Source organism: Leptospira hartskeerlii, assembly GCF_002811475.1.
GTDB lineage: Bacteria > Spirochaetota > Leptospiria > Leptospirales > Leptospiraceae > Leptospira_B > Leptospira_B hartskeerlii.
Genome location: NZ_NPDL01000003.1, coordinates 424,254 through 437,251, shown reverse-complemented (window position 1 = coordinate 437,251; position 12,998 = coordinate 424,254). Strand labels below are relative to the sequence as shown.

General features: G+C 40.1%; 9 protein-coding genes. 3 read left to right on the top strand and 6 right to left on the bottom strand.

The window, feature by feature from the left end:
- Positions 1-148: 148 nt before the first annotated feature.
- Together CH352_RS07425 and CH352_RS07420 are read right to left on the bottom strand one after the other, a co-directional pair.
- Positions 149-1,936 carry an alginate export family protein gene (locus tag CH352_RS07425; RefSeq protein ID WP_100706177.1) on the bottom strand — a complete coding sequence of 596 codons (1,788 nt, stop codon included), beginning with the start codon at positions 1,934-1,936 and terminating at the stop codon, positions 149-151.
- 291 nt (positions 1,937-2,227) lie between these two features.
- Positions 2,228-2,749 carry a hypothetical protein gene (locus tag CH352_RS07420; RefSeq protein WP_100706176.1) on the bottom strand — a complete coding sequence of 174 codons (522 nt, stop codon included), beginning with the start codon at positions 2,747-2,749 and terminating at the stop codon, positions 2,228-2,230.
- A 321-nt stretch (positions 2,750-3,070) separates the two neighbouring features.
- Between CH352_RS07420 and CH352_RS07410 the strand changes: the two genes are divergently transcribed.
- Positions 3,071-6,586, top strand: coding sequence for a nitrate reductase (locus CH352_RS07410; protein WP_207766656.1), 3,516 nt, complete (start codon positions 3,071-3,073; stop codon positions 6,584-6,586).
- Between the two features lie 6 nt (positions 6,587-6,592).
- Here the strand turns inward: CH352_RS07410 and CH352_RS07405 are convergent, their stop codons facing one another.
- Complete coding sequence (locus CH352_RS07405) at positions 6,593-9,067, bottom strand: SpoIIE family protein phosphatase (RefSeq protein ID WP_100706173.1); 2,475 nt, start codon at positions 9,065-9,067, stop codon at positions 6,593-6,595.
- A gap of 133 nt (positions 9,068-9,200) precedes the next feature.
- Positions 9,201-9,737: a TetR/AcrR family transcriptional regulator gene (locus CH352_RS07400; RefSeq protein ID WP_100706262.1), complete on the bottom strand. Its 537-nt coding sequence runs from the start codon at positions 9,735-9,737 to the stop codon at positions 9,201-9,203.
- A gap of 152 nt (positions 9,738-9,889) precedes the next feature.
- On the opposite strand from CH352_RS07400, the gene CH352_RS07395 reads away from it, so the two are divergent.
- Together CH352_RS07395 and CH352_RS07390 are read left to right on the top strand one after the other, a co-directional pair.
- Complete coding sequence (locus tag CH352_RS07395; RefSeq protein ID WP_100706172.1) at positions 9,890-11,068, top strand: MBL fold metallo-hydrolase; 1,179 nt, start codon at positions 9,890-9,892, stop codon at positions 11,066-11,068.
- Positions 11,065-11,727, top strand: a complete 663-nt coding sequence (locus CH352_RS07390) for an NAD-dependent epimerase/dehydratase family protein (protein WP_100706171.1) — start codon at positions 11,065-11,067, stop codon at positions 11,725-11,727. The genes CH352_RS07395 and CH352_RS07390 overlap by 4 nt, the downstream gene beginning before the upstream one ends.
- Before the next feature lie 59 nt (positions 11,728-11,786).
- On the opposite strand, the gene CH352_RS07385 is transcribed toward CH352_RS07390, so the two are convergent.
- A complete protein-coding gene (locus tag CH352_RS07385) occupies positions 11,787-12,341 on the bottom strand; it encodes an HdeD family acid-resistance protein (protein WP_100706170.1) in 555 nt (184 codons plus the stop codon).
- A gap of 83 nt (positions 12,342-12,424) precedes the next feature.
- A complete protein-coding gene (locus tag CH352_RS07380) occupies positions 12,425-12,856 on the bottom strand; it encodes an Hsp20/alpha crystallin family protein (protein ID WP_100706169.1) in 432 nt (143 codons plus the stop codon).
- Between the last annotated feature and the right edge of the window lie 142 nt (positions 12,857-12,998).

Here is a 12,998-nt window from a genome sequence, read left to right as displayed (position 1 = left end):
TAGAAAATTCTCTTCAATGCGGGCAAGGTTTCTCTTTTCAGGAAACTATTCAATCTAATTCGAAACTTTTTGGATAAAGAATTTGAGAACTTGTTCCAAAAAGAAAGGAGGGGCCGAAACTTCGACCCCTCCCAGGGAAAGGATTGCCTTATAGGGAGGCGGAGACCATGAGATAAAAGAACTTAGAAGTATCATCGAATGTGTATCTATTATCCGGATTAGAAGCGAATGGATTTGTTCTTTCGTTACCGATCGCTTCCTTCGCTTTTATGAGAGAAATCCCCATCCAGATAGAAACAGATTCGGTGTAATTATGGATCCAAGTGAAATCATATTGATAAAATAATCTTCTTCCTAATCTGGAATTATCATAAGAGAACTTATCGTTAGAATAATTTTCCGTGCTTGCTCCGGTATTTGGGACTCCCGAAACCTTATACCAAGCATCTTGCAGATTTGCTTTCTGAGTATCGTAAATCGCAAATACGAACATTCCGTATTCCGTTTTGAGATTCGCTCGAATAGAATAAGACTTTATGTTTTCAAATCCAGCCATTAGGGATTGGCCGTTCATAGTATTCCAATTCGGGAAAGAGCCTGCGATCTGAGGAAATAAACTCTGCCATGTCCCCACTTTAGAATCGGATCTATTCGGATCTCCGGATGCATATGTATAACCTAAACCTAAGCGGATCCAATCGTTGACTTTGATCCCGGTATCCAAAGAGAGAAGTCTTGTATCATACTGCACCTTCTCCGTATAAATGTTTTTACCGTTAGCCGCTTTTTGATCTAGGATATCCCAGTCCGCTTTGACTCTATCCCCTGTCATTCCTGATTGCCACGCAGATTCTATCGTCCAGTCCCAAACCTTTCCCGCCGGCAAAAGGTTATTATTGGTCCGATTGGTGAATCTAAAACCGGTGGTCAATAGATCGTCTCTTTGTTTTAGGCGATTATCGAAGTCGGTAGGATTTGAATTCGGGATCCATTTTTTGGAAACTTCGAACACGTATAGATCCAGATGAGCTTCTTCTCCTAACTTGATCGTATTATAAGCACCGAAAAAATATGCCTGGTCTATGGATCCCTTGGATCTTCCGTTGCTTGTGGTCAAGCCATAAGGTGCGTCATATTGATTGGACAGGATCGTTCCGAATACATGCGATCTAAACCATTGGGAATCATGCACGAATCTAACTCCGTCGAAAGCAAAACCAGTATGTAGCCAATTTAATGGACCAACAATTTTCAGATCTCCGAAGGCGAATACCTGTCTGCCCACGAAAACTGAAACAGGAAGTTTATCAGTTTTTTTGAATACTATATAAGCTTCTCTAATATCCGTATTATTTCTAATATTCGTATTGGTAGAAGTAGCCGGAGTCAAAGTGGTCCCGGCACCTGTGCTGAGCCCGTAAGTCCAATTACCGGCATTCTGAGGAGTTTGGCTTCCTCCCCAAAGCCTACTATCTTGCATAGTGACTTTGATCGCATAATAAGGAGAAGGATCGAATAAAAACCAGAGTTGAGTATTCTGTCCTACGAAAGAGCTGTAATCATCTGTCTTCTTATTGAAGTCCGGATTCTCTCTGGCTTCGAATCTGGGACGGACAGAAACTCCCAGTTTCAAATTATCCAACCAAAACAGGTCCGACTTTTGAGTGTCCTTCATTTGTTCCGGAGTGACCAAGAGAGTTCTGAGATGATCTACCGGAATATTTCCCTTCCAAGGAGAATTGTATTTAGGTTCTGGTTTCTTAATTTTCGGATCGGTACCTTCTGTTTTATTCGTATCGGAAGAAGAGGGCAGAGGGTTCTGATTCGTTTCCTTCGCGTTTTTACTCGGATCTTCTTCCGAATATAAAGGAATACTAATAACGATAGTTATTAAGAGAAATAGAAAATTAAACTTTAGTTTCGGGATCGTATACATTCAAGACCGCCCAGGGTAAAAAATATCTTTATAAGACTTTTAGCAATTATCGTGCCAACATGTGAAAAATATGCTAATGTTGAATATTTTGGCGGATTTAATCAATTTGCTGAAATTAGAATCGAGAGTGTTCTTTTTTATGCGTTTTATAAATGCGCGTATTGTATAATTAAGGTACGTTTTCTAGGAAAATTCTTTTTGTAGTATCTTCGACGCTTCAATATAAAGCAATGTGGACTTCTTTTGTTGCTATTTTCTAAAAAATTATACGATTGGCACAAAATTTGCTTTTTAAGATACGATGTCTATGTTCAGTTTTTTGCGGAAATTGAATCCGTAATGTTCTATCAATTCCAGTTCGAGTTCGTTATTGAAACGAATTATACTCTTGGCGGTTTCTTCTAGTGAAACCAATAGAGGACCTTTTCTTCCTTCTTGGATTTCTTTTTGAAGATTCCAGAAGTATTTACTATTTTGTAGGGACTTTTTCTTATCCGTTTGTTTACTTTCAGAAACTCTTTTGTGAATCGAAACTAATTCACTCGGAGTTTTTATATTTATATCTACTTTTTTTAATTCGTAAGAAAAGTCGGGATCACTCCCATTTTCGGAGGCCAGTTTTGTTTTTGAGATCACCGACGGGAGAAGTTTGGAAATGTCTTCGTAGATTGGAAAGGCTGCAAAGATCCAGTTTATAAGATTTAAGCAGGAAAGTTTTGCGGGAGATCTTTTGTATTCCGCCCAGACTTCCTCTAAAAAATCCGCTTGGGAATAGAAAAAAAATAAAATTTCATGCTCATTCTTCTCTTTCATTTTTGGGGTTTGAGCCTGGAGACATCCAGTATTTCTTTATATGCAGGATAAATGCCAGATCTAAAAAAGAAAGGCAATTCGTTTCCGATTACTTTGAATCCCGATTCCAGTGCACATTCTACACTTCTTGCTTGGAGAAAGCCAGTATATCCCAGTGAACAGGCTTTGTCGAAGATACTACATTGCAGAAATTCTATACAAACTGCCTTAGAACTGAGGATGAGAAAACTTTCTCCCTATGAAAACACGTTCTGGAAGCTTCTATTTAGCCCGTTTTTCAAATAATCAAGGATTTGGCGTGATAATTGCATGAATATCGATATGCAAAACCAGGAAACCTTTCAGACCACCTGTCCTTATTGCGGGGTGGGTTGTGGCCTGAAGGTAGAAAAATCTGGGCCACTGGAGATTTCTGTCAGTGGGGATCCGGATCATCCTACAAACAGAGGGATACTTTGTTCAAAGGGGATGAATTTGCATTATTCTGTCATGGACAGAACGGATCGGCTTTTATTCCCAATGATGAGGGAGGATCGTTTTTCTCCTCTGAAAAGAGCAAGTTGGGATAAGGCATTGGACCTGGCGGCGGAAAAATTCAAAGGTTTTATTCGCGAATTCGGTCCCGACTCAGTAGGCTTTTATGTTTCGGGACAACTTTTGACGGAAGAATATTATATTATAAATAAGTTAACTAAGGGATTTTTAGGAACAAATAATATAGATACAAACTCAAGACTTTGTATGAGTTCTGCAGTCACAGGATATAAAATGGCATTCGGAGAAGATGCAGTTCCAGTCGGTTACGAAGATCTGGATCTTGCGGATTGCTTTTTGGTTGCGGGTGCAAATCCGGCTTGGTGTCATCCGATCGTATTCAGAAGAATTGAAGCGAGAAAAAAAGAAAATCCGAATATCAAATTGATTGTAGTGGATCCTCGCAGGACCGAGTCCTGCGAACATGCGGATATTCATTTGCAAATAGATCCAGGCACTGATATTTATTTATTTCACGCAATTGCAAGAATTCTAATAGAGAAGGATTGGATCGATCCTAAGTTCATCCACGATCATACGGAAGGTTTTGAAGAATTAAAAACAAAAGTTTTTGAGATTTCTATTTCAAAGGCGTCGGAGATCTGCGGGATTTCGTCTGAACTCATTTATAAAACCGCCGAATATATTTCTAAATCGAAAGGTTTTATCAGTCTATGGGCCATGGGTTTGAATCAAAGTGTGGTTGGAGTAAATAAAAATTTAGCTCTGATCAATCTTTCTCTCCTAACGGGTAATATCGGTAAACCTGGGTCCGGTCCATTCTCCTTAACCGGACAATCCAACGCTATGGGGGGAAGAGAAGTTGGCGGGCTATGTAATCTTCTTCCTGCTCATAGAGATCTGGAAAATCCGGAACATAGAAAGGAAGTAGCAAAATTTTGGGGAGTGGACTCTATCTCTGAAACTCCGGGTTATAGTGCTACAGAAATTTTTGAAAAGCTTGCTTCCGGAAAAATGAAAGCAATTTGGATCATTTGCACAAATCCTGCAGTAAGTCTACCCGATGTGAGGGCCGCAGAGTCAGGCCTTCGTTTGGCAGAGTTCGTCGTTGTTCAGGATATTTCCGCGGACTCAAGTGTAATTCCTTTTGCGGATCTTGTTTTGCCTGCCGCTGGTTGGGCGGAGAAGAAAGGTACTATGACAAGTTCCGATAGGAGTATTTCAATTCTTCCTAAAATTTTGGAACCTCCCGGAGAGGCGAGAGCTGATTCTTGGATCATACAAGATTTTGCAAAACGAATGGGATTTGGTCCTTCTTTTCATTATTCGGATGAAGAAGAGATCTTTCTAGAACATTGCAGATTAACCGAAGGAACTAAGATAGATATATTAGGTTTAGATTATGAAGAAATTCGTAAACATAGGGTTATAAAATGGCCTTACCCTCAAAAAGGACATTTTGATAATGTAAGATTATTCGGTGATGGAAAATTTTATCGTAAGAATGAAAAGGCAAGGATTCATTCAGTAAGATCCGAAGACGATTCCGAAAAACCGGACGGGGATTTTCCTTTGGTGCTCACAACTGGTAGGATCAGGGACCAATGGCATACAATGACTCGGACAGGTAAGGTTAGAAAATTAAGAGAGCATAGGCCTGAACCTTTTTTAGAGATCCATCCGGACGACGCTTACAAATACGATGTCAAAGACGGAATGGTGGTGATTGTTTCGAGTAAAAGAGGATCCGTTCGTGCGAAAGCGCTTCTAACCGAATCGATCAAGAGAGGTGTAGTGTTTTTGCCAATGCATTGGGGGAGAAAGAACGGCACTGATATATTCAGATCCAATAATCTTACAAGTTCCGCTTCCGATCCATTTTCCAAACAACCTGGCTTTAAAATTTCTGCGGTCCGTATTACTCCCTATAAAAAACCTAAGGAAAAAATACTCATCGTTGGCGGTGGAACAGCGGCTTACGCATTCTTAAAACAATATCGTAGTCTTGCTCCTGGAGACGATATCACCGTAATGTGTAGGGAAGAAAATCCGTTTTATAACCGCGTGCTTCTTCCGGATTATATCGGAGGGGAGAGGGAATTTGACGATCTGATGCCTACCGATCCAGAAGAGGTCAAGTCCTGGAATTTGGATCTATTTCCGAATAAATCGGTTCAGATGATCTACACGGAAGGAAAAAAGGTCCGTGATACGGAAGGAACATTATATTCTTATAATAAATTAGTTCTTGCAATGGGTAGTTCTCCCGTCTGGCCTAATAAGGTTCCTCCCGAGATGCAGGGAGTATTTAGTTTAAGAAGTAAATCAGATGCGGATCGTATCAAAGGTTTTTTTGTCCCAAAATCCCACGCGTTGATCGTTGGCGGAGGACTATTAGGATTGGAACTTGCTGCTGCTTTAAAAGGTGTTGGTGTGCAAGTAACCGTCCTAGTTCGATCCGATCGTTTAATGTCTCAAAAATTGGACTCAGTCGGAGCAGATATCTTAAAAGAGGAAATTCTTGCTCGAGGAATAGAATTAATATTCGAATGCGAAATTTCTAAAATAGAAGGAACAGAAAGAGTCTCTAAAGTCCAACTTACGAACGGAAATTGTATAGAACCGGATGGGATCATTTTTGCGATCGGAACTAAACCAAATTTTGAGATCGCTGTAAAGGGCGGATTGGATTGTAGTAGCGGCGTAGTAGTGGACTCTTTTTTGAGATCGAGCGATCCGGATGTATACTGCATCGGTGAAATTGCAGAGCATAAAACTGGGACATACGGAAATATTTCCGCAGTGGATGACCAAGCAAAGATCGCGGCCCAACATTTATTCGGTTATGCGTTTAACGAATATGCCGGCTCCTTGCACGCACATATCTTAAAGATCCCTGGGTTAGAACTTGCAACGATCAGACTTCCGGATATTCCTATGGAAATCCCCAAGGATAAAAGAGAAGAATTCGAAGAGATTATATTCTTAGATCGTAAAAAACGTTTTTATAAAAAATGCATTATCCGAAACGACAGATTGGTCGCTGCGATACTCATCGGAGATAAATCTTCTTTTAGTCGAATGAAAGACTGGGTTTCCTCCGGGATAGAATTGGGAGATCGTAGGAAACATCTGCTGAATGATGGAGAGATGATGAAACCTCTCCAGGGAAAAGTGGTCTGTTCCTGCAATGGAGTAGGTGAGGGTAATATCAGAGAAGCCATCCAGGATGGAGAAAGGACCCTGGAGGCTATTGGAAGAAGGACCGGAGCCGGAACAGGATGCGGAAGTTGCCGTTTGGAAATAACCACTATCCTGAAGGGTATGTTAAAGGAAGCCTAAAAGATCTTAATCCAATTTATGTTTAGATGCTGCTAATAATGCTTCCGCTCTTACTTTGTTTCCATTTTTGTAATGTAATTTGCTTAGATGTTCCAGATTCTTGGAATGAGTCGGATCTCTCATGAGAAGTACTTCTCCGAAATCGATCGCTTTGTCGTAATTTCCAAGTCTTGCGAGTGCATAAGAAACCCAAAGATATACTGGGCTGTCGTCCGGATATTTTTCCAGATACTTCTGGCCTTCCGATCCCACGTAGATATAATCTTTCTCTTCTACAGCATTTCTAAGCGCTTTTCTGCGAGTTGCTTTTTCAGAGATGGCATCAGGCACTTGTTGGTTTTGGAATGGATCGTCCAGAATATCCGCGACAGAGGTCATCTCTTCCTTATAAGAAATCCTTACAAGGCTCAGGTCGTCTATGATATCCCCTCTAGAATGGATCAACGCTTCTATTTGCAGTAGTTCTGCCTTAGCTTCTTCTACATCTCTTAAGAATGCTCTTTCGTCTTCGTTGATGATCTGGTTTCCGTCTTCGTTGATCCCTAATTGAACGTCGTCTCTTCCGTCGGAACCTATTAGAATGACATCATTCGGTTTGAGCTGAAGTGTTTGTACTACGAAAACTTCTTCAGGATCTTCCACTCCTACTTTTCTTAACATTCCATTTTCGGATAAGAAATCTGCTCTTCCATCTCTATACATCACTACTTGAGGATGTTCTGCATTTACGAAATACATGAGACCTGATTCTTCATCTACGATCCCGACTACCATCGAGATCAACATCCTTCCATCAAAGGAAACGAATACACTTTTCAGTTCATGGTAACATCTTCTGAGCCAATGTTCCGGGAAAAGCTCCTGCATTTCCACGGTATTTTGGGTCCTTGTGACTATGGTCTTAAAAATGGTCCCCATGATAAGAGCTCCGCCGGCTCCCTGCATGGACTTGCCCATAGCGTCCCCATTAAAGAAAACTAATACAGGTCTTCCTTTTAATTTTAGGGAATAGACTGCGCACAAGTCTCCGCCTAATTCTCCTTGCCAATTTCGGAACTGAAATCTTTTCTTTTGCCTACAGAGTATTTCTGCTCTTACGATATCGCTATGTCCGTAGTTTCCGGCTAAGGGCTGCATGAGCTGAGAAGTGAGAAAATAATCCCCATCTTGTTGGTGTTTGAGTTCTTTGATCTCGGTTAGACTTTTTTGAAGATCATTCGTTCTTTGACGGACCTTTTCCTCGAGGCTTGCATTTAACTCTTCTACCTCGTTGTGGACTCGAACGAAACGATTTGCCAATATGAATGCGATCCCTAAGATAAATGCAAGGAATGTAAACGGCATGATTAGCGCAGAATTGATAAACCTGTTAGTCACTGCATAATCATGCACACCGCCGAGAGCAATCAGTGCTACTCCGCCTAAAAGTAACCTTGCGTCCGAATTCCCTTTCCAGGCTGATCTGCCTGTAATGAAGGAGATATAAGGAAGAACGAAAACTACCGTGAGTCCCGCTACGATAGTAAGTAATAAATCTCGAATATACTGATTTACGAATATATCCAGAAGTCCTACGATCCCATAGAGGGCTGATGAATATATTGCGAACTTTGGATGTTTTCCCTGGAAGAATCTTGCAATGAATAGAAGAAGGCTTCCGATGAACATCATCAATGAGAACTGATCGACTTTAGACTGCAATTGCCTGTGAGAACCGAAAAGTATCTCTGCAGTGGAATTATTGGTAAGGTGGAATATAGAAAAGAAGATTGCGAACAGTCCGAAATATAAATTGAATATATCGCTTGGTCTTCTGACGGCTAAAAGAAGATGATAAAGTCCGACGCTGATATAAACCGCGGCGAGTAAGAAGGCAACGCTCAATTCTAATCCGAATTTTTTAAAAATGGATTCTGAAAGTCCTAAGGAAATTGTGGGTCCACTCCAATGAAATGGTTTTCCAGGGATCGTGCAGATCTTTGCGTAGATAAAATTTTCTCCGCCTGGACGGAATGCTGCTGCTGGAAGTACCGATACAATTCTACCATCTTGTCCGGAAAGATAAGGTTCTCTTCTTCCTGTTTTTCCGATCAGACCTAATTTAGAAGTTTCGTTCAGATAAAATTCTGCGAAGTCGGAGCTATGGCCTGAATCGATTGCGATCGAGGTCTGCTGATTCATCCACGAGCGAATCTTCTCCGGTAGCGCGTGACGTATGGAAATACACCCGTCAAAGTTTTGGTAAACATCATTCGAACTAAAATCAAATGGGACCGTGATCTTAGTTCCTTTTTTGAAATCAGGATTTGCGTTATTATCGGAGATAAATTCCCATTCTCCGTTTAAGGAGAGAATCGAATCTTCCGCGATCCAAGAAGCTCTCTCACAATTGCCAAAGGAAAAAACTAGGCAGAATATAAGGAGTTTTTGTGAGACAAATCTGTGTAAATTAGATGGAATGATGAATTTCAGTTTAGTCATTACGAATTCTAGCAAAAAGTCTGCTGCAGGCTATAATACCCTGATTTATTGGCAAGAGCTAAATCCTAAGACGTAGTATGATTGTAATTTTCGACCCGGAACGGCCGGAAAATTATTGAAAATGGGAAATAACTTAACGCGTAAATCTTTCTGTGAGTAATTCGACTCTTTTGCGTAAAACTTTCGTTTTTGGAAGGTCAGCAGAAAGTCCTTCTAAGGCCAGGAAAAAGACTTTTGCAGTTTCTTTATCCCCTAATATCTGTTCCGTGAATTTAATGATTTGGCGTTCGTATTTTTGAGTGCTCTTAGGAGATAATTTAGAACAGGTTTCATAAAATTCAGAAGTCATTGGCTTTCCTTCTATTTTGGCCCAAGGTTCTATCAGTATCAATTCACAGATACGAAGCAACTTTTGTTTAGGAGAAATATTTTGATTCAAAACCTTCTCCGCTTCTTCGTAACTTCCTTCTAATGTGTAATCGAAAATCCCTTCGTAAAGGTCCTCTTTATTCTTAAATTTTAAATATAGGAGAGGGCGGGACAAATTCGCCTGCTTTGCAATATCATCCATGGAAGTTTTGGAATACCCGAATTGAAGAAAACAATATAAGGCAGCGTCCAAAATTTCCTTTTTTCTTTCCTCGTCTATGAGGGATACCTTCCGGGTCATAAGATTATTTGACAAATTTATAAAAAAATGTCAACTTTATCCGGATTCCCAGGTCTGAAAAATTGACAAGTTAGATTAAAATTGTCAAAATGTAAGAATGTTATTCGCCCGGATCTCCGGGAGATCTATTCTGAACGAGGAAATAATATAAAATGAAGAAGATACACAATTCTCGAAAATGGTTCTTCCCGGTCTTAGTATTAGTTTTGGGTGCGTCATTTTTTTATACCTGTCAGGCAATGGGTAAACAGGCGAAAGGAGAAAGACTGATCAGAATGCAGAACTCGCCCCAATGGAAAGACGGGCAATTCGTAAATCCTCAACCTCTGATCAACGATTTTTGGATGGCAGTAGGAAGTATGTTCCGACAAAGCGTGGATGTTAGTCCCAAAGATCCCGTTCCAGTCGTCTTTGTGGAAAAATCAAGATTTTCTAAATTACCTGAGTCCGGTTTAAGAGTGACTTGGTTTGGACATTCCTCTTCCTTAATAGAATTGGATGGAGTTCGGATCTTAACCGATCCTGTTTGGTCGGAAAGAACTTCACCTTCTTCTTGGTTAGGCCCAAAGAGATGGTATCCTCCCTTGATCTCTTTGAAAGATCTCCCGGAGATTGATGCGGTATTAATTTCTCATGATCATTACGATCATATGGATTTGGGGACTATCTCCAAATTGAAAGATAGAAACATATTATTTATAGTTCCACTCGGTTTAGGAGCGAACCTTTCTTACTGGGGAGTTCCTACTGAAAAGATAGTAGAGCTGGATTGGTGGGAAACTAAGAAGATCAAAGACCTTGAGATAGTAAGCACTCCTGCAAGACATGCCTCTGGTAGGTATCTTCTGGACAATGACAAAAAACTTTGGTCCAGTTATGCGTTGCTTGGACCAAAACATAGGGTTTATTTTTCGGGAGATACGGGTTTGTTTCCTAAAATGAAGGATATCGGAGAAAAATACGGTCCGTTCGATCTTACTATGATCGAAACAGGACAATACAATCAAGCTTGGCCTGACTGGCATATAGGACCGGAGCAAGCGGTGATCGCTCATACTCAACTCAAAGGAAAAGTGCTTCTTCCGATACATTGGGGATTATTCGCTCTTGCTTCTCACGCTTGGACGGAACCTGTAGAAAGAGTTTTAGAAAAATCTAAAGAACTTGGAGTTACAGTGATCACTCCGAAGCCGGGAGAAAGTTCAGAGCCAGGTTTACAAAAAGATTATATTGCTTGGTGGCCAAAACTCCCTTATAAATCTTCAAAAGAGGATCCTATTTTATCCAGCCAACTGGAAGAAAACACGGCAAGCATAGAGGTTGTGAAATGAAATTAAGAGTAATCATTACAGGTTCTACCGGAATGGTGGGAGAAGGAGTTCTGTTGGAATGTTTGGAAGATCCGAATGTGGAAAAGATACTTCTGCTGAACAGAAAGTCGTACGGGATAGATCATCCTAAAGTTGAGGAAGTTTTACATTCAGATTTTTCGGATATATCTTCGATCAAAGATAAATTGAAAGGGTATAACGCATGCTTTTTCTGTTCGGGAGTCTCTTCCATAGGCTTAAAGGAAGAAGAATTCTTTAGACTCACTCATACTATAACTTTGCATGTGGCAAGCACTCTGGCTTCTTTAAATCCTAATATGAGTTTTTCTTATATTTCAGGAGCAGGTACAGATAGCACTGAAAATGGAAAAACGATGTGGGCAAGAGTAAAAGGCAAGACGGAAAATGATCTATTAAAACTTCCTTTTGCAAAAGTATATAATTTCCGTCCCGGTTATATGCATCCGACGCCAGGAGCAAAAAATACTTTATCAGGTTATAAGTATATTGGCTGGAGTTTTCCGATTTTAAGAACGATTTTCCCGAAACGTGTTTCGACTTTGAAACAACTCGCAGTTGCCATGATCCGCGCAAGTGAAAATGGTTATAGTAAGAATACTATAGAAGTGGAAGACATTCTGGAATTGTCCAAATCCTAAAATTGGATCTGGTTCGGTTTCCTGGAATTTTTCCGGAAACCGAACATATTAATAACTTATTATCTAGATCTTTCTATCTTGAACTCTTTCCACCCTAGGTATAAATTTCCCAAACCGGACACTAAGAATCCGATACCGGTCCAGAATATGATCGTGAATATACCGATCAAAGGAAAGAACAATACGAATATCGCAAAAAGGAACGTGGAAATCCCTAAGACAAGAACATATCCCCAATGAGAGTTCCTGAGTCTGCGTATTTCTATAGAAAATGATATTAAGGAAACTGAGCGAAATATCAGTAAAAATCCAAATACGAAGGGAAGTGTGACTGCGGTGATCTCCGGATGGATGAATAATAGAGAACCGATCAGAATGTCTAAGATCCCTACGACTAAATTCCAGATAAATATCTCAGTATGTTTTCTATTGTATAAAGAAAAGATGATATGGCTTGCCCCGGTGGCGGCTAAAATAACGGAAAAAGCGAGGGCTAATACTAAAAAGCTTTGGCCTGGAAATAGAATGGTTACTATACCAGTCGTGATCCATAGAACTCCGACTAATATTTGGAGCCACCAATGTTTGGATTCTTGTGTCGTTATGTTTGTCATGAAATGTCTACTTAAGTGTATTCGATAAAAAATCGGCGAACTTGAAATGGATTCGCCGGTATTCAGCCCGTATAAGGGTGTTCTCAGTTTACTCCGATCTTTACGGTTTTTTTCGGAGCTTCTAATTCCTTTCTTGGAATTGTGAGCTTCAATACGCCATTCTCATATTTTGCGGAAATTTGATCCTTGATTGCGTTATCCGGAAGGTTGAATGTCCTGCTAAAAGACGAATAATTATATTCCCTTTTACTGTAGGATTTTTCCTCTATTTTGGATTCGGATTTTTTTTCCGCACTTACCGTGAGTTGATCGCCTTCTAAATCGATCTTAAAATCTCCTTTTTCCAATCCGGGAGCAGCAAAATCCATTTCATATCCTTCTTTGGTCTTCACCACGTTTACGGCGGGAATATGGTGTAAAGTGTTTCTATTCAATACATCGTTCCAGGATTGGAAGAAATGATCCAAATTGGAAAGATTCAAAAAATGATCCGTCGGTTTTGTAATACTATTCATCGGAATTCTCCTCATATAAAGTTTTAGATCAATTTATAAGTTGAGTCAACCATCGAAGGGGGAAACTGCCCCATCTAAAAGGAAAATGCAAACCTGCAGGGTATTCCGCATAATTTTGATTGCATAGGAACTGGCAAAAAGT